The organism is Bradyrhizobium sp. SZCCHNRI3052 (genome assembly GCF_032484895.1).
Classification (GTDB): domain Bacteria; phylum Pseudomonadota; class Alphaproteobacteria; order Rhizobiales; family Xanthobacteraceae; genus Bradyrhizobium.
Window position 1 is genome coordinate 138,104 of the sequence record NZ_JAUETW010000008.1, and the last position, 22,171, is coordinate 160,274.

The following is a 22,171-nucleotide window of genomic DNA, read 5'->3' on the forward strand; positions in this document are numbered from 1 at the left end:
TTGGACGTCGTCGCATGATGGACGGAGATCAGGTTCCCCTGGCGGCGCGGCAGCCTTTGCCACGCAGCGTGCGCCGCGCGCTCGAAGCGATGCATGACGACCTCGGGCGGCGCTGGACGCTGGCCGATCTGGCGAAGATTGCCGGCGTTTCCGGACGGACCTTGCAGCGCCAGTTCGTCAGGTCGATCGGCCGGTCGCCGCAAATGGTCCGGCAGGAGATCGGCTACGCGCGCGCCCGCGTCGAGTTTCTGCAGGGGCGCGCCGGCGGGAAGGTGATGGACGTCGCGCTGCGCTGCGGCTTCCCGCATTACGGCCGCTTCGCCGCCGGCTATCGTCGCTGCCACGGCGAGACGCCGTCGGAAACCCTGAAGCGGCAGGCGGTCTTGATGGCGCAGCTCGCCGCGTCGCGCACCACCATTGCGCCGGTGCGCGATCGGCCGACCATTGCCTTCGCCATGATCGCCACCGATCCGAGCGTGCGCGAGCTGGCGGACGACCTCGCGGCCGAGCTCACGCTGGCGCTGACCCGCGCGGGATTTGCCGTGACGACCCAGCCGCGCGCGGCGCGCTACCGCATGAACGCGTCGCTCCAGGGTCGGGATGGCGCGTCACGGCTGCTGCTGCAGCTGATCGACCAGGACAGCGGCGGGCTGATATGGGCGCATCGCGGCGAGGTCATGCTGCGGTGGGAGGCCGACAGTCACGAACGGTTGGCCGCCCGCGTGGCGGCATCGCTGCTGCAAAGCCTGCGCCGCGCCGAGATCGATCGGGCGCTGCGCAAACCGGATGAGGATCTGACCGCGCAGGATCTCGCGCTGCGCGCCATGCCCGGCGTGCTGTCGCTCGACGCCGACGGCAACCGCAGTGCGCTCGAGCTGCTGCATCAGGCCATCGCCCGCGATCCCCGTCATGCCCTGGCCACGGCGCTCGCGGCCTGGGCCTACGGCCAGCGCGCGGTCTATCATTTCGGCACCGCGCCCGGGCAGGACCGGCAGCTTGGTCGCGCCCTGGCGCAGCGCGTGCCGACCGAGCTTGCGGATGCGACCGTGCTGTGCGTGCTCGGCAACGCGCTCACCTTGCTGGATGAGCTCGCCGAGGCCGAGCAGGTGGTGGGCCGGGCGCTCGCGCTGGATGGCGGTGCCGCCTGGGCCTGGAGCCGCAGCGGCTGGCTCGATGTCTATCGCGGCGATGCCGCGTCGGCGATCGAGCGCTTTCGGATCGCGCTGGATCTCGCGCCGCAGGACCCGCTCGCCTTCAACGCCATCATTGGAATCGGCTGCGCGCATTTCGCCGCCGGGACCTACGCGGAGGCGGCGCGCTGGCAGCAGCGCGGCCTGCGCGAGCACCCGTCGTCGCTCTGGGTGCACCGGACCATGTGCCCGTCCCACGTGCTGGCGGGCGAGCGATCCGCGGCCCTGCGCAGTCTGCAGGCGCTGCGTGCCGGCTATCCGGACCTGACCCTGGCCGAGGTCCAGCGCGGCATGCCGCCGCTACCGGACGCCTATTCGGCCCGGGTATTCGAGGGATTGTCCGACGCCGGCCTGCCGGCGTAGCGGCGGCCGGTCACCGTCACCTCTTCGGCATGCCGATGGCGCGGCCGAGCCCGTCGGGCTGCGGCAGCGCGGCATGCGCCTGCAGCACGCGGGCGATGTTGGCCTGGATGTCCGGCGGAAACGGCGCGACCTTGCGCTTGGTCATGTCGATATGCACCGACATGCCCTCCGAACTCGCCGAGATCCAGCCTTCGTCGGCGTGGCGGAGCTCCTCGAACGTGTGCAGCCGCTTCTCGTCGGCACCGATCAGCCAGACTGCGACCTGCACCGGATCACCCAGATGGATCTCGCGCAAATAGCGCACGTGGCACTCCGTGATGAAGGTCGAGCCCTGCCGTTCCTTCATGTAGGCCGGTCCGATGCCGAGCTCGGCCCATAGCTGGTCGATCGCGCGGTCGAACATCACGTTGTAATAGGCCATGTTGAGATGGCCGTTGTAGTCGATCCATTGCGGCTCGATCTGCATGATGGACGACAGGAACGGCCCCGCGCCGGCTTGTGTGGGCACTGCATTATCGCTCATCGGCTCTTCCGTTTGCTCCCTTGACCCCTGTTGCGTCCTTTGCCACGGTCCGCCCAACTTTCGGAGGAAGCAGTGGCGACGACGATCCCCCATCACGATTTGAAGCGGCCCGCGCCGGAGGCGCTCAAGAGCGCGCTCGACGCGCTGGCGGCCCGCTTCGGCAACCGGCTCATCACCTCGCAGGCCGTGCGCGAGCAACATGGCCATACCACGACCTGGCTGCCGACGCAGCCGCCGGATGGCGTGGTGCTGGCGCAGGAGACCGCCGACATCCAGGACGTCGTCCGCATCTGTGCGCCAAAGGGCGTGCCGATCATTCCGTTCGGCACCGGCACCTCGTTGGAGGGCCAGGTCAATGCGCCGGCCGGCGGCATCTGCATCGACATGCGCGACATGAACAAGGTGCTGGAGGTGCATGCCGAGGACCTCGACTGCGTGATCCAGCCCGGCATCACCCGCAAGACCTTGAACGAATATCTGCGCGACCAGGGCCTGTTCTTTCCGATCGATCCCGGCGCCGACGCGTCCCTCGGCGGCATGGCGTCGACGCGGGCCTCCGGCACCAATGCGGTGCGCTACGGCACCATCCGCGAGAACGTGCTGGCGCTGAAGGTCGTGCGCGGCGACGGCGAGATCATCAAGACCGGCACCCGCGCCAAGAAGTCCGCGGCCGGCTACGATTTGACGCACCTGTTCATCGGCGCCGAGGGCACGCTCGGCATCATCTGCGAGATGACGATCCGGCTGCGCGGCATTCCCGAGACCATCGCCGCGGCGTCGTGCTCGTTCGAGACCGTGCGCGGCGCCTGCCAGGCGACGATCCTCGCGATCCAGACCGGCATTCCGGTGGCGCGCATCGAGCTGCTCAATGCGGCGCAGGTCAAGGCCTGCAACGCCTATTCCAAGCTGACGCTGCCGGAGACGCCGCTGCTGCTCTTGGAGTTTCACGGCAGCGAGGCCGAGGTCGCCGAGCAGTCGAAGAACTTTGCCGAGATCGCCAGGGAGTGCGGCGGCGGCGACTTCGCCTGGACCACCAAGCCGGAGGACCGCACCAAGCTGTGGCAGGCGCGTCACGATGCCTATTGGTCCGTGAAGGCGATCCGGCCCGGTGTCGGCGTGGTCGCGACCGATGTCTGCGTGCCGATCTCCAGGCTCGCGGACTGCGTCACCGAGACCGAGGAGGACCTCGCGCGTCTCAGGCTGACCTCGCCGATCGTCGGCCATGTCGGCGACGGCAATTTCCACTGCTCCTTGATGTGCGACGTCGACGACGCCGACGAGATGGCCCGCGGCGACGAGTTCATGCATCGCCTCGTCGAGCGCGCGCAGGCCATGGGCGGCACCTGCACCGGCGAGCACGGCATCGGCCAGGGCAAGCAGAAATATCTCGAGTCCGAGCTCGGCCCGGAAGCGCTCGATGCGATGCGCGCGGTGAAGCAGGCGCTCGATCCGCAGAACATCTTCAATCCAGGCAAGATCATCCCGGCGCGCTGATCGGCAATCCAAGCCGAGCTGGGTTTCGGATTCGGGTTCGGCGTGCAGGCCCGCTGATCACATAGGGCCGCTGCTCACATCTCCCAGCTCGCGGGAGATGTCGGAATGCATCACGATTCGCCAAATAGAAAACGCCGCCGCGTTCGACACGCGGCGGCGCTTTGTTTCCGTGCAGATCAACGGCAGACGCGGCGCGGTCCCCACGGCGTCGGCCGCACCCAGCAGGTGCGCGGGCCGTAGACGCCGTAGCCGTAGGGGCGATAGACGCGCGGGGCGGGCCGGCAGCGGCCCCAGCGGTCGGGGAACCAACCGGGACCACAGCCGCCGGCGACGCGCTCGACATTGCTGTCTGGAGCAGCCGGCTGGGCCGGCAGCGTGAAGGCCTGCGCGGCCGACGCGCCCAACATGACGGTCGCGGCGAGCAGGGCGGAGGTGAACAGATTGCGCATTGCAGTGCGGTCCTCTCGTTGGTTTCGAAGCAGTGCAGTCCTTAGACGTCGTCGGGCAAATTTTGGTTTCGCAATATTTTCGAGGTCTCGAAACCTCTTCCCAGTACCATAGAGCTCTCGACGACGCCGGTCGCCCGATGCAGCTCTGCCGATCATGTGGCGCATCGCTGCAGTGTCGACGCCATCGTGCGGTCTTCTAGCAGACATTCGCTGCAAGGAACATGAACGATCAGCGACGCGTCCCACTGGCTTTCGTCGCAGGCGGCATCATTTTCCGCCTTGCTGCGCCTTTGCGTCCTTCAACGCCGTCCTGCAACCGTCGGAGAGCTTGTCGAACTTCTCGATCATGCATTGCTTGATGCGGCCGCCGCCCGGCATGATTCCAGTACAGAGCGTACGCACATCGTTGCCGCAGGCCTGGCGCATGGCGCTCCTGTCCTGAGCCTGGGCGGTCGTGCTGGAGATGACTATCAACAGCAGCGGAAGCAGCTTGTGCATGATCGATGATTCCTCTCTCGCCGCGGCCGACGCGCCGGGCCTCGTGAGGCGGTTGTCTCGCCGATGAATTTAGCGGGCATATGTCGACCGTCGCCGCAACGTGTAACGGTTTGTATCACGAGGTCACTGCGCAGAGCGCAAGCGTCCGCCTGCCGCCGGGGTCGTCGTCGACCACGGCGGCGCTCGTGCCGCCATTCCCTCAAGCGTGCACATCCGAGGCACTGCTGCGCAGCTTCCGCAGCGCGTGATCGACGCTGTGGAACACGCGCTCCCGGGGCAGCACATCGTACAGGCCGAACCGTTCGAAGGCCGCCTGGGCCCGCAGCGACTCCAGCCGCGCCACCGCGAACACGATACCGGCCTCGTTGCAGATATGGATCACGTCGCGCAGGGTCTGCGCGGCGGTGAAATCGATCTCGACGATGGCGCTGGCCTCGAACACCACCAGCCGCGGCTTGCGGCTGCGCAGCAGGCGCTGCATGTCGGCGCGGAACGTCGCTGCATTGAGGAAGCTGAGCGGGGCCTGGAAGCCGACCACGGCGATGTCGGACAGTTCCTCGCCCTTGATCTGCGGATGTGCCGGCCACCAGATCGTCGTGTCCGGCACGCGCTGGAAGGCGATGAGGTGGGCGCGCGTCGTGCTCCAGATGCCGTGCAGCAGCGACAGCGCGATGCCGAGCGCGACGCCCTGCTCGATCGGCAGTGCGACGATGGCCACCGCGGTGGCCAGGATGAGCAGGAACTCGCCCTTCGACGCACGATAGACGCTTGTGATCTGCGCGACGCGGATGATGCGCAGCGCGACGAACAGCAGCACGCCGCCGAGCGCTGCCTCCGGGACGTTCGCAAGCAGCCGGGCTCCGAACAGCACGAGCAGCAGCACGATCCCAGCGGCGAGCAGGCCCGCGACCTGCGACCGGCCGCCGGTCTCGACCACGATGCCGGTGCGCGGTGGACTCGCATTGACCGGAAACGCGCCGAACAATCCGGCCAGCAGGCTGCCGGCACCGGCGCCGAGGAAGTCGCGGTCGACGTCGGCCGCGCGGTCGGGATCGGAAGGGAACGAGCGCGTCGTCGCCGACGTCTGCACCATCACCACGACCGCGATCAGGAAGGCGAGCGGAACCAGCTTCGCCCATTGTTCCGGCCCGATCAGCGGCACGGACGGCATCGGCACCGTGCCGGCGATCTCGCCGATGACGGGCACGCCGCGTCCCCGCAGCCCGGCCGAGAGCACGAACAAGGTCGAGGCCGTAAGCGCGATCAGCGCGCCGGGAATGCGGGCGCTGATCCGCTCGCAGACCGTGATGGTCGCGAGCACGCCGAAGCCGATGAGCATCGTGTACCCGTTGGCCTTGCCGAGTTCGCCCGCGAGGGTGGCGATCCGCGCCAGCGTTGGCCCGCTCGGTGACGGCAGGCCGAGCACGCCCGGCAATTGCGAGACGATGATGTGAACGGCGATGCCGGCCAGGAAGCCCACGGTGACCGGCACCGACAGCAGGTTGGCGATGCCGCCGAGCCTGAAGCCGCCGGCCAGCACCAGCATGACTCCGACCAGCAGCGCCAGCGCCGCAGCGAGGCTGCCGTATTCAAGCGTGCCGCTGGCCGCGAGCAGCGCCAGGCCGCCGGCGAAGATCGGCGTGATCGTGGAATCGGCGCCGCAGGACAGGAAGCGGTTGGCGCCGAACAGCGCGAACCCCAGCGATCCCGCCATGAAGGCGAAGAAGCCGGTCTCGGGCGTGAAGCCGCCGAGCTTGGCGGTCGCCATCTGCTCGGGGATCGCGATCGCCGCCAGCGTCAATCCGGCGGCGAGATCGGCGGGCAGGGCGCTGATCCGCCAGCCTCGCAGCGAGCGGAGCATCGGCCAATGATGGTTGCCGTCGTGGCGTGGTTGCTCGATCATGTCGATGTCTCCAAGCGCATCACGGTCGATGTGTTCGTCCGCTCACGCAAGATCGCGATCCCAGGGCGGCTCCGGCGCGAACGCCGCGGCGAGGTGGTCGATGAAGGCGCGCACCTTGGCCGATGGCGTGCGGTCCGGCAGATAGACGGCGTGCACCGCCAGCAGGTCCGACGGCGGCGCGTCGAGCGTCAGCGGCACCAGCCGGCCCGCGCGGATGTCGTCGCCGACGATGAAGGTCGGCTGGTAGATCACGCCCTGTCCGGCCAACGCCGCCGCGAGCAGCGCATCGCCATTGTTGGCGCGCAGATTGCCGCTCACCGTGACATCGACCGCGGCTTTGCCGCCCATGCGCCAGCGCGACGGGCCGGCCGCCGCCAGCGTATAGCCGAGGCAGTTGTGACCGGCGAGATCGGCCGTGGTGCGCGGTGTCCCATGCACGGCGAGATAGGACGGCGCGGCGCACACCATCATCCGGCACGGCGCCAGCCGCCGCGCCACCAGGCTGGAGTCCTTGAGCGTGCCGATGCGGATCGCGAGATCCCAGCCTTCCTCGATCAGGTCGACCAGCCGGTCGTTGAGGCCGAGCTCGACGCTGACGCCGGGATAGAGCGCGGCGAAGCCGGCGAGCAGCGGCGCGATCTGGCGCGTGCCGAAGGCGAGCGGGACATTGAGGCGCAACAGCCCGCGCGGCTCGACGCGGTCGGCCGCGATCGCGCTCTCGGCCGCCTCGAAGTCGCCGAGCACGCGCTCGGCAAGGTCGAGATAGCGGCGTCCGGCCTCGGTGATGGTCAGCCGGCGCGTGGTGCGGTGAAACAGCTTGGTGCCGAGTCGCGTCTCCAGCGCCGCGAGGTGTTTTGTCACCATGGTCGGCGACATGCCGAGCAGGCGGGCCGCGCCCGACAGGCTTCCGCAGCCGGCCACCTTCGAGAGCACCTCCAGTCCGGTCAGCCGGTCCAACACTGGATCATCTCACTCTTGGAGTGTGAACTGATTTTCCATTGTAGCGGATTATCGTCTGAGGGGAAATGATCCATATGGCGGGAAGTCCCCACGGAGGTCCCGATGATCGATTCCCGTACTGCGCCTTATGCCGCGCTCCTGCTCCGCCTCACTCTTGGCGGGCTGTTCCTGGCCCATGCCAGCCTCAAGCTGTTCGTCTTCAGCCCGGCCGGCACCGCAAAGTTCTTCGGCAGCATCGGCCTGCCGCCCGAGCTGGCCTATCTCGTGATCGCCGCCGAGATCCTGGCCGGCATTGCCCTGATCCTCGGCATCGCCACCCGCTGGGTCGCGCTCGCCGCCGTGCCGATCCTGCTCGGCGCCATCTTCACCGTGCATGGCTCTGCCGGGTTCTTCTTCAACAATCCGAAGGGCGGCTGGGAGTATCCGGCGTTCTGGGCCGTCACCCTGGTGATCCAGGCCCTGCTCGGCGACGGCGCCTATGCGCTGGGCAGCCTTCGCAGCGGCCTTGCCGGCGGGCAGTTGCGCAGCGCGCATTGACGCTGGCGTAGGGGGCCGACAGCGGTCGCCGAAACCCCGTCGTCCCCGCGAACGCGGAGACCCATGACCACAGGCAAATCTGAGTCGAGCACGAGGGGCGACGCTCAGCCTGCCTCGACCGTCGATCACGCGGTATGGGTCCCTGCGTTCGCAGGGACGACAGTTGTGGTTTGGGGCGCCACCTGAGATATCCATTGCACGAGGAGCCATGACATGACCCTGCCCAGCATCTTCCTGTCGCACGGCTCGCCGATGCTGCCGCTCACGGATTCGGCCGCCCGTGACTTCCTCGTCGGCCTCGGCGGCAGCCTGCCGCGGCCGAAGGCGATCCTGGTGATCTCGGCGCATTGGGAGACCGACATCCCCGCCGTCAATGCGGTGGCCACCAACGAGACCATCTACGACTTCTACGGCTTTCCCCGTGAGCTCTATCAGTTGCGCTATCCCGCGCCGGGGGCGCCCGATCTCGCGCAGGCCGTCGCGGCGCGGTTGCAGGCGGCCGGCCTGCCGGTCGGCATCGACCGCGAGCGCGGCCTCGATCACGGCGCCTGGGTGCCGCTGCTCCTGATGTACCCGCAGGCCGACATTCCGGTGCTGCAGCTCTCGATCCAGACCGAGCAGGGCCCTGCGCATCATCTCGCGCTCGGCCGTGCGCTGGCGCCGCTGCGCGAGGAGGGCGTGCTGATCATCGGCAGCGGCAGCTTCACCCACAATCTCGGCGAGTTCCGCAAGCGCCGGCTCGACATCGACGATCCCGCGCCGTCCTGGGTGGTCGACTTCGCCGACTGGGTGCACCAGGCCGCGATCGAGGGTCGCGTCGACGATCTCGTCGACTACCGCCGTCTCGCCCCGCACGCGCGCGACAACCATCCGACCGACGAGCACTTCCTGCCGCTGTTCGCCGCGCTCGGCGCCGCTGGCGAGGGCGCCCGCGTGGAGCGCCTGCACAACAGCGCCAATTACGGCGTGCTGCGCATGGACGTGTATGCGTTCCATGGCGCAGACGAGGCGAAGGCTGCGGCGTGAGCCGCTGACTTGTTAGTTCGATCTGCATCTGCCCGTCGGGCCCATTTTGCCCGACGGGTTACTTTGTCGCAGTCATTTCGCTTGCGTCGTCGGGCAAATCACCGCGATCCTCTCGCGCATCCCGCCTCACTTGCGCAGGGGCGTTGCGCGCGATCGTCACGACACGCGAGGCGGGGAGCGGTGGCCGCGAGAACTCGCAGCATGTCCTTTCGATGTGCGGACGAACGAAGCTCTTGCGGACGTGAAGTTGCAGGGTTCTGATACCTCGACGCTGGTATCACCGCGCAACGCGTGAAACGCGTTGTCGCGCATGGCGGCCAACAAGCCGAGCGCCAGGAAGCCTGCATATAAGCGTGAAGCCCATCGCGCAGGGAGGGCCGGGCGATCTCGGCTGAACCTGTGGTACCTGCCGCCTGCATTTTTTTGAGCAGGCGGGCCACGGGCGCGGCCAGCGCCCGGCCTTCCCTGCGCCCTCCTGTTCGATGAGGGTGAACGGACGTTGCACAGCCCGGGCATGTCATGCCGCGGAATTGCAGACGCGCGTCGGTCTGTTCGATGAGCGCGAGATATCTCAGCGTCGTCATTGCGAGCACAGCGAAGCAATCGAGAGTCCCGTCCACAGCCCTGGATTGCTTCGCTGCGCTCGCCATGACGGAGGAGAGGCCAGTGTTCCCAAAGGTGCGCCGCACACATGACCTCGGAGGTAACTGACACGGGATGGCGCGGCGTAGAAAATCCTTGACCCCTCCGCATGCAGATGATGCGAAGGATGCACCAGGGAGTGAAACAACAATGCGCCTGCCGTTCTATTATGGCTGGGTCATCGTCGCCGTGACTTTCGTGACGATGGCCGTCGGCGTCAATGCGCGCACCGCGTTCTCGCTGTTCTATCCGCCTGTTCTCGCCGAATTCGGCTGGGACCGCGGCGTCACCGCCGGCGCGTTCTCGTTCGGCTTCGTTGCCTCCGGAATCGTCAGTCCGCTGATCGGACGGCTGATGGATCGCACCGGCCCGCGGGCCGTAATGGAGCTCGGCGTCGTGCTGATGGCCGGCGGTCTCCTGCTCGCGCCGCTGACCACGCAGCCCTGGCATCTGTACCTCACCATCGGCGTGATGGTCGGCGCCGGCAGCGTCTGCCTTGGCTATTCCGGCCAGTCCTTGTTCCTGCCGAACTGGTTCATTCGCCGCCGCGGGCTGGCGATCGGCATCGCCTTCGCCGGCGTCGGCGTCGGCTCGATGACGCTGTTGCCGTGGGTGCAGCACATGATCGCGCAGACCAACTGGCGCACGGCCTGCACCGCGATGGGCATCGTCGTGCTGGTTGTGCTGGCGCCGATCAATTTCTTGCTGCGCAAGAAGCCGGAGGAGATCGGCCTGCGCCCCGACGGCGACGCCGCGCCGCTCGCCCACGCGGCCAAGCCGGTCTCCAACGTCGTCGACGCCGCCTGGGCCGGCACCGACTGGACGTTGTCGCGCGCGTTGCGCACGGGCCGGTTCTGGTGGCTCGCGCTGGGCTATTTCTTCGGGCTCTATGTCTGGTACGCGGTGCAGGTGCACCAGACGAAATACCTGCTCGAGATCGGCTTCAGCTCGAGCGTCGCGGTGTGGGCGCTCGGGGCCGTCAGCCTGCTCGGGATTCCCGGCCAGATCGCGCTCGGCCATCTGTCGGACCGCCTGGGGCGCGAGGCGGTGTGGGGATTGGGCTGTCTCGGCTTCGCGATCTGCTTCGCCGCGCTGATCGCGCTCAAGGCCGCGCCGTCGCTGGTGCTGATCTACGTCATGGTGGCGACGCAGGGCGCGCTGGGCTACGGCCTGACCTCGGTGATGGGCGCGGTCGCGCTGGAAATATTCCAGGGGGCGCATTTCGGCAGCATCTTCGGAACGCTGATGTTGATCGGGCTGTGCGGCGGCGCAGCGGGGCCGTGGGTGACCGGCGTGCTGTATGACTACACCCTGAGCTACACGCCGGGCTTCGTGATCGCCTTCCTCGGCGCCTTCGTCTCGGCGGCGGCGATCTGGATCGCGGCCCCCCGCCGGGTCCGCCTCGTCGCCGGCCAGTTGCACAGGTTAAAGACGGCGGGGGCGGCGGCATGATGTGTGATCGGGGCCGACTTGCCATCGCGCCGCGGCCGTGAGCTAATCGGCCAATCCAGGGAGAGGAACCCCATGAACGAGCATGTCCAGGCCGCCAAGGCCGCGCCGCTGTTCAATCCGCTGTCGCCGGAGTTCATCCGCGACCCCTATCCCTTCTATGCGCAACTGCGCGACAACGATCCGATGCATGTGACGCCGTTCGGCGCGTTCCTCGCCAGCCGGCACGCGGAATCGAGCCTGGTGCTGCGCGACAAGCGCTTCGGCAAGGACTTCGTCGCGCGTTCGATCCGGCGCTACGGCCCCGACATCATGAAGGAGCCGGTGTTCCAGAGCATGCGGCATTGGATGCTGCAGCAGGACCCGCCGGACCACACCCGGCTGCGCGGCCTCGTCGTGAAGGCGTTCACGGCGCGGCGGGTCGAGGACATGCGGCCGCGCATCCAGGAGATCGTCGACCGCACGCTCGATCAGGTGATCCCGCAGGGCCGGATGGATCTGATCGAGGATTTCGCCTTCAAGCTGCCCGTCACCGTGATCTGCGACATGCTTGGGATTCCCGAGGAGCATCGCGAGGCGTTCTACAAGAGCTCGCGCGAGGGCGGCCGCCTGCTCGAGCCGGTGCCGCTGTCCAAGGCCGAGATCGCCGAGGGCAATGCCGGCAATGCCGTGTCCAAGGCGTATTTCCAGCACCTGTTCGAGCTGCGCCGGAAACATCCGGGCGACGACCTGACGACGCAGCTGCTGCAGGCCGAGGAGGATGGTGCCAAGCTCAGCCATGAGGAACTCACCGCCAACATCATCCTGCTGTTCGGCGCGGGACACGAGACCACGGTCAACCTGATCGGCAACGGCCTGCTGGCGCTGCACCGCAACCCGGAGCAGCTGGCGCTCTTGAAGGCGCGGCCGGAGCTGATCACGAACGCGATCGAGGAATTCCTGCGCTACGATTCCTCGGTGCAGCTCACCGGGCGGGTCGCGCTCGAGGATATCGAGGATCTCGGCGGCCGGCGGATTCCTGCGGGCGAGAGCGTGCTGTGTCTGCTCGGCTCGGCCAACCGCGATCCCGCGGTGTATCCGGACAATCCGGAGCAGCTCGATATCACCAGGCCAAACGTGAAGCCGCTGTCGTTCGGCGGCGGCATCCATCATTGCCTGGGCGCGCAGCTTGCCCGGATCGAGGCCGAGATCGCCATCGGAACCCTGCTGCGGCGGCTGCCGGAGCTGAAGCTGGACGATCCGGACAACCCGGACTGGCGGCCGACCTTCGTGCTGCGCGGCCTCAAACGGCTGCCGGCCCACTGGTAACCATCTTCGTCAACGGAGTTGTCCAACGCCCCGGAAAGACCGACAGCGCTGTGACTTCGCCATACTTAATCCTATATGATGCAGCGCTCCGGTATCGATGCCAGTGGGCCGCGGCCGCATTGGTTTTAAGGTTGGGACGCCGGAGCGTTGTCCTTTGAGGGAGACCCCGTGCAGACGACCCTGCTCGGCTTGGCGATTGCCTTCATCCTTGCGCTCCTTGCTGCGCTGATCGGCCCGTACTTCGTCGACTGGAACCAGTTCCGGCCGCAGTTCGAGGCCGAGGCGGGCAAGATCATTGGCGTGCCCGTGCGGGTCGCCGGTGCGCTGGACGCACGGCTGTTGCCGACGCCGACGCTGCGGCTGCGCCAGGTCACCTTCGGCGGCGCCAACCACCTCGGCAAGCTGCGCGCCGACAAGCTCGACGTCGAATTCAGCCTCGGCGACCTCATGCGTGGGCAGTGGCGGGCGAACGAGCTCACCATCGGCGGCATGGCGGCCGATCTCGGCCTCGATGCCAAGGGGCAGGTCGACCTGCCGGCAGCCTCCGGCCGCTTCGATCTGGCCGCGCTCGCCATCGACCGGCTCAACCTCACCGGCCGTGTCGCGCTGCACGACGCGGCCAGCCGCTCGACGCTGGAACTGACCGACATCGTCTTCTCCGGCGACGTGCGTTCGCTGGCCGGTTCGCTGCGCGGCGACGGCGCGGTGTCGATCCGCGGCGGCCGCTACCCGTTCCGGGTGTCGTCGAGCCAGGACAAGGACTCCAACGGCCTGCGCGTCCACCTCAACATCGACCCGGGCGAGCGTCCCGTGATGGCCGACATCGAAGGCCTCATCAGCTTTCCCAACCGCTCGCCGAAGTTCGAGGGCGCGCTGACGCTGTCGTCGCCCCCGAAGGAGCAGGGCGCCGACAACGACAAGCCCGCCCAGCCCGTGAAGGAGTCATCCGCAAAGCAGGCTCAACAGGCCAAGGCGGGTCCGCTGAACCAGGCCGGCGCGACGCCTTGGCGCATCGCCACCAAGATCGTCGGCGACCAGGCGTCGGCCAAGCTCGACCAGATCGAGGTCAGCTTCGGCCAGGAGGATCGCTCGCTCAAATTCGCGGGCAGCGGCGACGTCCGTTTCGGCGCCGCCCCCGTGCTGAAAGCCTCACTGTCCGCACGCCAGCTCGATGCCGACAAGCTCCTGGCCGGCGGTGACGACATCAAGGATCGGCGGGCGATCGCGCCCGCGCTGGTGCTGCCGGCGCTGCGCAATTGGATCGCACAACTGCCGACCCTGCCGATGCCGGCCAACGTGCAGTTCGCGACCGAGCAGATCATGCTTTCCGGCCGCCCGGTGCAGAACTTTACCGCCGACCTCCACAACGAGCCTTCGGCATGGAGCCTCGAAAAGGTCGATCTGCGCGCGCCCGGCTCGACACGGCTGACCTTCCGGACCATCGGCATCTCGACCTCGGTCACATCGGGCTTCACCGGCGCGCTTGATCTCGAATCGTTGGAGCCCGACACGCTGGTGGCCTGGCTGCAGGGCCGCGGCGATAGCAGCTATCGCACCCAGCGTCCGCTGCGGCTACGTGGCGACCTCAACGTGGCGCCGGAGCGGGTCGCGATCGACAGCCTCAAGGCCGACATCGACGGCGGCTCCGTCGATGGACGCGTCGCCCTCGTCAACCGGCCAGCGGGGCCGGGCTCGCGTTTCGAGGCGGTGCTGAAGGGCGATCGGCTCGATCTCGACGCGGCGATGGCCGTGACCCGTTCGCTGGTCGGCGTTACCGGCGAGTGGCCGGCGGAGGCCAGCGTGGCGCTGGACGTCGGCCGCGCCAAGCTCAGCGGCCAGGAGCTGCGTCCGCTCACCGCGCGCTTTTCCTACGATCCCAAGACCATCGCCATCGACCAGATCAAGTTCGGCCAAAGCAGCGGCGTGACGAGCGAGGGCTCCGGCCGGTTCGATCGCGCCGATGCAACCGGGCGGCTGGTGGTGACCTCGATGGCCGGCTCGCTCAAGGAGATCACTGCGCTGGTGCAGCCGCTCGCGCCGCAGATCGCCGCCCGCTTCGATGCGCTCGGCACGCCTGCCGGTGCCGCCCGGCTGAAGCTTACGCTCGATCTCGCCAAGGATCCGGCCAATGCCGATCGCAGCCAGGCCAAGGCGGTGCTCGATCTCGACGCGCCGCAACTGAAGGGCTCGGCGACGCTGACGGCAAAACCGTCGGCGGCGGCGCTGCGCAGCTTCGAGCTCGATGCGATCGATCGAACCGAGCTTGGAATCGAGAGCCGGGTGTCGTCGGAGCAGGGCAGTGCCGTGCTGGCGCTGCTCGGACTCGATCGCGTCGCGGCGGCGGGCAATGGTCCGGCCCAGTTCGACGCCAGCGTGACCGGCAGCTGGCGGACGCCGCTGCGGGTGAATGCGAAGCTGTCCGGCGCCGGTCTCGATGGCGATGCGCAAGGCTCCGTCGATCCCTGGGGCGACACCGCCAAGGCCAACGTCAATCTGCGCCTGCGCAGCGCCAATCTGTCGCCGTTGTTCGGATTGAAGCCGCAGGATCCGGCGGCGCAGAACATCCGCCTGTTCGGCCGTCTTGGTCTTTCCAACAATCGCGTGACGCTCGACGACATCGACAGCACGGTCGGGGGATCGCGGCTGCGTGGCCGGCTCGCGCTGGTGCTCGACGACGACAAGCAGATCGACGGCGAACTCGGGCTGGACGCGCTCGACGTGCCGCAAGTGTTCTCGGTGCTGATCGGCGGGGCCGGGCGTGAGCCGGCCGAGCCTTTGGGCGCCGGTCTCTTGAAGGGATGGCGCGGACGCGTCTCGTTTCAGGCCCTCAGCGGCGCCATTCTGAACGGCACTGATCTGCGTCCGCTGGGCGGCGCCATCAAGAGCGACGGCCAGTCGCTGACCATCGAGAATCTCAAGGGCAAGCTCGGCGGCGGCGACGTCAACGCGACCGTGGATGCGCGCTCCAACGCGAATGGTCTCGTCCTGAACGGCCGCGTCGAGTTGGCCGGTATTGACGGCAACGCGCTACGCTATCACAGCCTGAAGATGCCGGCCGGCAAGGTTTCGGCGCAGATGACGCTCGCCGCCGAAGGACGCAGCGTGCAGGCAATGATCAATGCGCTCTCGGGCAATGGCACGGTGACGCTTGACAATGCGGCGCTCCCCAATCTCGACCCGCGGGCGTTCGATGCGGCGTTGCGCGCGGCCGACGCAGGCCAGGTGAGCGACGACGGCAAGTTGCGGCAGGTGATCGAGCCGGTGCTGGCATCGGGGACGTTGCCGGTCACGGCTGCGCAGATCCCCTTCATCATCCGCGATGGCCGGCTGCGTGTCGGCGCCACCACGCTCGAAGCGCAGGGCGCCCGTGCCATCGTCTCCGGTGGCTTCGACATTCCGGCCGATCAGGCCGACATTCGCGTCAGCCTGAGCACGAGCACGGTCGGCAATGCCAATAGCCGTCCCGAGATCCAGCTGTTCGTGGTCGGGACGTCCGAGGCGCTGACGCGCGCGGTCGACGTCACCTCGCTGTCGTCGTGGCTGGCGGTGCGTGCCATCGATCGCGAGACGCGGCGGCTGGATGCGATCGCGCGCGGCGAGGTGCCGCCGGCCTATCCGTCGTCGACGGCGTCGCTGCCCGGTGCACCCGAGGCTGGCCCGGCGGCACCGAGCGCGGCCGACGTGCCGCTGCCCGGTCGTGATCCGCGGCGCGAGCCGCGCACCAAGCTCGGTGGTCCGCGCGCCGTCGTGCCGCCGCTGACCCCGCCGCTCTCGGCTCCCGCCCCTGCGCCTCAGCCGGCGGCACCGATGGCATCGAGCCAGCCGCAGGTCGCGCCCTTGCCGCCGCCGGTCGAGATCAAGCCCGCGCCGGGTGCGCTGCCGCCGCGCCCACGGCCGGTGCCGCGTCCGCCGGTCGTGCTGACGCCGCCGGGCAGTCCATGATGCCGGCTGACGGCGTGCGGGGACCGCGCCGATGATGACCTTGCGACAGGTCGAGGTCATTCGCGCGGTCATGGTGACGGGCACCATCAACGGCGCCGCGCGCCTGCTGAAGGTGTCGGCACCGGGCGTCAGCCGTCTGGTGAAATACACCGAGCGCTCGCTCGGCATCCGCTTTTTCCAGCGCCAGAACGGCCGCTACTTCCCGACGCCCGAGGCGCAGAACATCTTCGAGCAGATCAACAGCGTCTACGAGAAGGTCGACGATCTCAGCTACATCATCTCCAACATCGGCCGTGGCGCGCTGTCGGAACTGCGCGTCGGCTCGGTGCCCAGCATCTCCCAGGTGATGGTGCCGCGCGCGATCGAGCGCGTCCGCCGCCGCTATCCTGATTTGGGCATCGACATCAACATCCTCAAGATCGAGGAGGCGATCGACTATCTGATGCTGGGAAAGGGCGAGTGCGTGGCGATGAGCTACCGGCTCGATCATTCCGGGCTCGAATTCCTGCCGCTGGCCTCAGGCGAATTGTTCTGCATCGTGCCGCCGGGACACGAGCTCGCCGGCCGCAAACAGGTCTCGGCTGCCGAGATGACGCGCTATCCGCTGATCGGCATCGATCCCAACGACCCCTACGGCCGGATCATGGCCGAGATCTTCGCGCGCAACAAACTCAGCTACAATATCTCGATCAAGGCGCGCTTTGGCACCACAGTCTGCGCGCTGGTGAAGGCCGGGCTCGGCATCGCTGTGATCGACCAGTTCACGGTCGCGCATGGCGGCTATCCCGGCATTGAGTTGATCAAGATCGCCGAGCCGACGCGGTTCGACACCTACATCGCGGTCAAGCGCGGTACGCCGCTGTCGCTCTATGCCGAACACTTCATCGACTGCTTGCGCGCGGAGATGCGCGCGCTGGAGCCCGGCCGACGTCAGGTGGCCAAACCGGCGAAATCCGGTGGCGGCAAAAAATAACATGATGTTAGGTTCAGCCGATATTTGAGTAATTGTGTTAGCGAGCGGACGCGCTATCGTCTGCAACGAAATCCGCGCGTGCGGCGCTCGCACGTCACAGCAGCAAGAGACAAAAGCGAACGTGCCTGATCTTTCCGCGCTCAAAGCCCGAAAATTCCTGACCGGCTTGATCGGTGCCCCGATCGCGCATTCGGCCTCTCCCGCCATGCACGAGCACGCCGCGGCGGCGCTCGGCGTGCGCTGCCATTATCAGCTGATCGAGGTCGCCGGCGCGGATCGTGCCGGACTGGCGATGCTGCTGGAGGGCGTGCGCCGGCTCGGCTTTGCCGGCGTCAACGTGACCTATCCCTACAAGGAAGCCGTGGTCGAGCTGCTCGACGAGCTGGCGCCGAAGGCGGCGGCGATGGGCGCCGTGAATACCGTCGTCGTCCGCGACGGCCGGCTGATCGGCCACAACACCGATACCACCGGCTTCGAGCGCGCGGTGGCGCCGCTGGTCAGCCAGAGCCATCGCGGCGTCGTGGCGCTGATCGGGGCCGGCGGAGTCGGCAAGGCGATTGCCTTCGCACTTGCGAACCTCACAGTCGCTGGGCTGCGGATCTATGACACCGAGCGGGCGCGCGCCGCGAAGCTCGCGAGCCTGCTGCCTGCCGGCACCACGGTGACTGTCGTCGACAGCGTCGAAGACGCGCTTCAGGGAGCGGTGGCTGTCGTCAACGGCACACCGATCGGGATGCTGCCGAACCGCGGTACGCCGGTGCCGGATCACTTGCTGCGTGCCGACCTCTGGGTCGCCGACGCGGTCTATTCTCCGCTCTGGACTCCGCTGCTGAAAGCCGCCAGGGCCAAGGGCGCTCAGGTCCTGCTCGGCCGCGAGCTCGCGATTTACCAGGCCGCGGACGCCTTCGAATTGTTCACCGACCTTGTGCCTTCGACCGAGGCGATGGGGGCGGCCTTCGACAATCACATGGCGGAGAGATATCCGGCGGTTGACGCCGCCTGAGCCGACCGCCAATACGCGGCGGAACAAGTCGTTCAAGCAAGAAACGCAAACAAGCGTTTAGAGCAGAGGAGGAAACAACGTGAGATCGATCATCCTGGCCGGACTGTGCTCGGCCGTGCTGCTGTCCGGAGCCGCCTACGCGCAGTCCGGTGCCCCCATCAAGATCGCCAACGTCGCCGAGCTGTCCGGCGGTGGCGCGACCGTCGGCACCAACTGGAAGAACGGCATCGACCTCGCGGTCGAGGAGATCAACGCCAAGGGCGGCATTCTCGGCCGCAAGATCGAGGTGAGCCACGCCGACTCGCAGTCGAACCCCGGCGTCGCCCGTGCCCAGGTGCAGAAGGCGCTCGACGCCGAGCCCTATGTGCTGCTCGGGCCCGGCTATTCCGGATCGGTGAAGGTGACGGCGCCGCTGGCGGCCGAAGCCGGCATCACGCAGATCATGGGCGGCGAGGCGGCCGAGCTGACGCAGGCCGGCAACAAGTTCCTGTTCCGCACCTCGTTCGGCCAGCAATCGTCGATGCCGAAGGTCGCCAAGTACATCAACGACGAGATCAAGGCGAAGTCGGTGGCGGTGGTCTGGGTCAACAACGACTTCGGCCGCGGCGGACGCGACGTCATCACCAAGGAGTTCAACCGCCTCGGCATCAAGGTCGCGGCCGACCTGTCGACCGAAGCCGGCCAGGCCGACTTCGCCGCCGACGTCAGCAAGATCAAGGCGGCCGCGCCGGATGCCGTCTTCATCTATGTCAACGAGGAAGAGAGCGCGCGCATCCTCAAGGAGATCAAGCGCCAGGGCGTGACGGCGCCGCTGATCGGCGAGACCACGCTGGTCGGCCAGAAGGTCATCGAGCTCGCCGGTGATGCGGCCAACGGGGCTCGCGGCCATGTCGGCCTCACCACCGATGCGCCGGTCGAGGCCATCAAGGCGTTCCGCGACCGCTTCGTGAAGAAGTACAACTACGTGCCCGACCATAACGGCCTGAAGGGCTATCTCGCCATCTACATGGTCAAGGCCACGACCGAGAAGATGGGCAAGGTCGACTCCAAGGCGTTTGCCGATACGCTGCACGGCCTGACCATCAAGACATCGGCCGAGCCGAACATCCTGATGGACGTCACCTTCGACCAGAATGGCGACATCGATCGCCAGGGCTTCCTGGTCGAGGTGGTCGAAGGCAAGCAGGTCGTCAAGCAGGTGCTGCCGAAGCTCAACTGAGAACAACGGTCGACCGGCGGCGCCGGAGGGGATGCCAGTGCCGCCGTCACCCAAAGGCTTAGGGGGAAACGATGTCCAATCTGCTCGACCTGATCGTGGCGGGTCTCGCCACCGGCGCCATCTACGCGCTCGTTGCCGTCGGCTTCACCTTGCTGTGGCAGACCTCGCAGACCATCAACTTCGCCCAGGGCGAGTTCGTGATGCTGCCGGCCTTCCTGATGCTCGCGGTGATGCATCTCGGCGCGCCGTTCTGGCTCGCGGTTCTCGTCGGCATCCTGTTGTCGGCACTTCTGCTCGGTCTCGCCTTCAAGATGCTGCTGGTCGATCCGATGCTGCGGCATGGCGTGCTGCCGCTGGCGATCGCCACCATGGCGCTGGCGGTCGGGATCAAGGAGGCGGTGAAGCAGTTCTTCAGCGCCGAGGCCTCGCCTTTCCCTTCGATCGTGCCGGTCGGTGACGTCACCGTCCTGGGCCGGGCGATTTCGCTGCAGAGCCTCGGCGTGCTCGCCGTCGCGATCCTCGCGGTCGTCGGATTGACCACGCTGTTGAACCGCACCTCGCTCGGCCATCAGATGCAGGCGGCCGCGCAGAATCCCACGGTGGCGCGCATCATCGGCGTGCCCGTCGAGCGTATGATCCTCCTGACCTTCCTGATCAATGCCGTGCTGGTCGCGCTGGCGTCGCTGCTGATCACGCCGATCTATCTCGCGAAGTTCTCCAGCGGCGAGGTGCTCGGGCAGGCGGCGTTCATCGCCGCGATCGTTGGCGGCTTCAACCAGGTGCGCGGTGCCATCGCCGGCGGTCTCCTGATCGGCGTCGTCGACAACCTCGCCGCGGCCTACGTCTCCACCCAGTATCGCGCCGCCGTTCCGTTGGTGCTGCTGATCCTTGTCATCCTGTTCCGGCCGCAGGGCCTGCTCGGACGCGCCGAGGAGCGTACGGTATGAGCAAGCACAGCAGACTGCTTCTCGTCGCGCTGGCCGTCGTGGTCATTGCGGGTCTGATCATCATCCCGATGAACTTCAACCGCTACGGCCTGTACATCCTGAGCCAGTGGGCCGTGATGACCATCGCCGCGATGGGATTGAACCTTACGCTTGGCTACGCCGGGCAGGTGTCGCTGGCGCAGGGCGCCTTCGTCGGCATTGGCGCCTATGGGGCGGCGATCCTGACCACGCATGGCTGGCCGCTGATTGCCGCGCTCGGCCTCGTCATCGTGATCTGCTTCATCGTCGGCTGGCTCCTCGGCTATCCGGCGCTGCGCGTTCAGCATCACTATCTCGCCTTCGTCACGCTCGCGTTTTCGACGCTGGCGTTCCTGGTGTTCCGCAACGAGAGCTGGCTCACCAACGGCATCTACGGCATCAGCAACATTCCACGTCCCGACATCTTCGGCTTCCCGACCCGCAAGCCGCTGCCGTTCTACTATCTCTGTCTCGGCTCCCTCGGCCTCGTGACGCTCGCGATGTGGTGGCTGATCCGCTCGCCCTGGGGCCGCGCCTTCATGGCGCTGCGCGAAAATCCGATCCGGGCGCAATCGCTCGGCATCGACACGCGCCGCTATACGCTGATGGCGTTCGCGATCGGCTCGGTGCTCGGCGGCATCTCCGGCGTGCTCTATGCGCCGCTGACGCAATATGTCGATCCCGTACCGTTTAACCTGCAGCTCTCGCTCGACCTCCTGATGATGGTCATCGTCGGCGGGGCCGGCTTCATGCTGGGACCGTTCCTCGGCGCCATGATCGCGGTGCTGCTGCCGGAGTGGCTGCGCTTCGCGGAAGGCTATTATCTGATGCTCTATGCGGCCGCCGTGATCGTGCTGCTGATCTATTCGCCGAGCGGCATTCTCGGCATCCTCGACCGCTATCTCAGCTCACGGCGAACCCAGGCGGCGTCCGCGTTGCGGGCCGCGGCTCAGTCCAAGCTGGAGGCCGTGCGATGACCGCAGTTCTCGACGTACGCGACGTCAAGAAGAGCTTCGGCGGAATCACCGCCGTCAACGGCGTCAGCTTCGACGTGCACGAGGGCGAAATCCTCGGTCTCATCGGCCCCAACGGCTGCGGCAAGTCGACCTTGTTCAACTGCATCCTCGGCCAGCTGGTGCCGAGCGCGGGCGAGGTCAGGGTCGACGGCAAGCTCGTCACCGGCCAGCGCCCGTCCGAGCTGAACCGCCTCGGCGTCAGCCGCACATTTCAGCTGCTGCAGGTGTTCCCGAAACTGTCGGTGCGCGACAATCTGATCCTCGCGGGCCAGGAGCATCGCGGCGGCATGCTGTCGCGCCTGTTCGGCCCGTCGGATGCGGGGCTCACGGAGGCGGCCGATCAGATGATCGGCTTCTTCAAGCTTGAGCATCTCGCCAACGAGCCGGCCGGTGGCTTGTCCTATGGTCAGCAGAAGCTGCTCGATGCCGCCATGGCCTTCATGGGCGGCCCGCGGCTGGTGCTGCTCGACGAGCCTGCAGGCGGCGTCAACCCGACCATGCTGGGCGACCTCAAGGAGCGGCTGATCGCGATCAACCGCGAACGCCGCGCCACCTTCGTGGTGATCGAGCACAACATGGAGTTCGTGATGTCGCTGTGCTCGCGCGTCATGGTGATGGCGGAGGGCAAGGTGCTGGCGATCGGCAAGCCCGACGAGATCAGGGCCAACCCGGCCGTGATCGAAGCCTATCTCGGACATTGAGGAGACGGCG

18 protein-coding genes are annotated in these 22,171 nt (G+C 67.4%); 13 read left to right on the top strand and 5 right to left on the bottom strand.

The features are described from left to right. Positions 1-14 precede the first annotated feature (14 nt). Complete coding sequence (locus QW887_RS21820; RefSeq protein ID WP_316165976.1) at positions 15-1,553, top strand: helix-turn-helix domain-containing protein; 1,539 nt, start codon at positions 15-17, stop codon at positions 1,551-1,553. Between the two features lie 16 nt (positions 1,554-1,569). Here the strand turns inward: QW887_RS21820 and QW887_RS21825 are convergent, their stop codons facing one another. Continuing rightward, positions 1,570-2,076 carry a thioesterase family protein gene (locus QW887_RS21825; RefSeq protein WP_315713394.1) on the bottom strand — a complete coding sequence of 169 codons (507 nt, stop codon included), beginning with the start codon at positions 2,074-2,076 and terminating at the stop codon, positions 1,570-1,572. A 72-nt stretch (positions 2,077-2,148) separates the two neighbouring features. On the opposite strand from QW887_RS21825, the gene QW887_RS21830 reads away from it, so the two are divergent. Beyond that, on the top strand, positions 2,149-3,570 hold the full coding sequence (locus tag QW887_RS21830) for an FAD-binding oxidoreductase (protein ID WP_316183990.1): 1,422 nt from the start codon (positions 2,149-2,151) through the stop codon (positions 3,568-3,570). A 176-nt stretch (positions 3,571-3,746) separates the two neighbouring features. Here QW887_RS21830 and QW887_RS21835 read toward each other — a convergent pair whose 3' ends face one another. The 4 genes from QW887_RS21835 to QW887_RS21850 form a co-directional block, all read right to left on the bottom strand. Next, on the bottom strand, positions 3,747-4,019 hold the full coding sequence (locus QW887_RS21835) for a GCG_CRPN prefix-to-repeats domain-containing protein (protein WP_315713392.1): 273 nt from the start codon (positions 4,017-4,019) through the stop codon (positions 3,747-3,749). 267 nt (positions 4,020-4,286) lie between these two features. Continuing rightward, complete coding sequence (locus tag QW887_RS21840; RefSeq protein ID WP_316194956.1) at positions 4,287-4,517, bottom strand: hypothetical protein; 231 nt, start codon at positions 4,515-4,517, stop codon at positions 4,287-4,289. Positions 4,518-4,716: 199 nt separating this feature from the next. Further along, positions 4,717-6,420: a SulP family inorganic anion transporter gene (locus QW887_RS21845; RefSeq protein WP_316169799.1), complete on the bottom strand. Its 1,704-nt coding sequence runs from the start codon at positions 6,418-6,420 to the stop codon at positions 4,717-4,719. 42 nt (positions 6,421-6,462) lie between these two features. Continuing rightward, positions 6,463-7,380, bottom strand: coding sequence for a LysR family transcriptional regulator (locus QW887_RS21850; RefSeq protein ID WP_315713389.1), 918 nt, complete (start codon positions 7,378-7,380; stop codon positions 6,463-6,465). 102 nt (positions 7,381-7,482) lie between these two features. On the opposite strand from QW887_RS21850, the gene QW887_RS21855 reads away from it, so the two are divergent. The 11 genes from QW887_RS21855 (at position 7,483) to QW887_RS21905 (ending at position 22,161) form a co-directional block, all read left to right on the top strand. Continuing rightward, a complete protein-coding gene (locus tag QW887_RS21855; RefSeq protein WP_315713388.1) occupies positions 7,483-7,917 on the top strand; it encodes a DoxX family protein in 435 nt (144 codons plus the stop codon). 213 nt (positions 7,918-8,130) lie between these two features. After that, positions 8,131-8,943 carry a class III extradiol ring-cleavage dioxygenase gene (locus tag QW887_RS21860; RefSeq protein ID WP_315825250.1) on the top strand — a complete coding sequence of 271 codons (813 nt, stop codon included), beginning with the start codon at positions 8,131-8,133 and terminating at the stop codon, positions 8,941-8,943. 792 nt (positions 8,944-9,735) lie between these two features. Next, a complete protein-coding gene (locus QW887_RS21865; RefSeq protein WP_316183987.1) occupies positions 9,736-11,037 on the top strand; it encodes an MFS transporter in 1,302 nt (433 codons plus the stop codon). A 72-nt stretch (positions 11,038-11,109) separates the two neighbouring features. After that, positions 11,110-12,342: a cytochrome P450 gene (locus tag QW887_RS21870; RefSeq protein ID WP_316183986.1), complete on the top strand. Its 1,233-nt coding sequence runs from the start codon at positions 11,110-11,112 to the stop codon at positions 12,340-12,342. A 168-nt stretch (positions 12,343-12,510) separates the two neighbouring features. Then, a complete protein-coding gene (locus QW887_RS21875; RefSeq protein ID WP_316187649.1) occupies positions 12,511-16,284 on the top strand; it encodes an AsmA-like C-terminal region-containing protein in 3,774 nt (1,257 codons plus the stop codon). 31 nt (positions 16,285-16,315) lie between these two features. Continuing rightward, entirely contained in the window at positions 16,316-17,257 is a 942-nt protein-coding gene (locus QW887_RS21880; protein ID WP_315713383.1) for a LysR family transcriptional regulator, read from the top strand. 121 nt (positions 17,258-17,378) lie between these two features. Next, the gene (locus QW887_RS21885; protein WP_316183983.1) at positions 17,379-18,260 is read left to right on the top strand and encodes a shikimate dehydrogenase; all 882 of its coding nucleotides are present in this window, start codon (positions 17,379-17,381) and stop codon (positions 18,258-18,260) included. Positions 18,261-18,339: 79 nt separating this feature from the next. Beyond that, complete coding sequence (locus QW887_RS21890; RefSeq protein ID WP_315713381.1) at positions 18,340-19,479, top strand: ABC transporter substrate-binding protein; 1,140 nt, start codon at positions 18,340-18,342, stop codon at positions 19,477-19,479. Between the two features lie 71 nt (positions 19,480-19,550). Next, positions 19,551-20,426 (top strand): branched-chain amino acid ABC transporter permease, encoded by an 876-nt coding sequence (locus QW887_RS21895; protein ID WP_315752465.1) that lies wholly within the window; start codon positions 19,551-19,553, stop codon positions 20,424-20,426. Beyond that, entirely contained in the window at positions 20,423-21,421 is a 999-nt protein-coding gene (locus QW887_RS21900; RefSeq protein ID WP_316169794.1) for a branched-chain amino acid ABC transporter permease, read from the top strand. Before QW887_RS21895 ends, QW887_RS21900 begins: the two co-directional genes overlap by 4 nt. Further along, positions 21,418-22,161: an ABC transporter ATP-binding protein gene (locus tag QW887_RS21905; RefSeq protein WP_316169793.1), complete on the top strand. Its 744-nt coding sequence runs from the start codon at positions 21,418-21,420 to the stop codon at positions 22,159-22,161. The genes QW887_RS21900 and QW887_RS21905 overlap by 4 nt, the downstream gene beginning before the upstream one ends. The last annotated feature ends 10 nt before the right edge of the window (positions 22,162-22,171 follow it).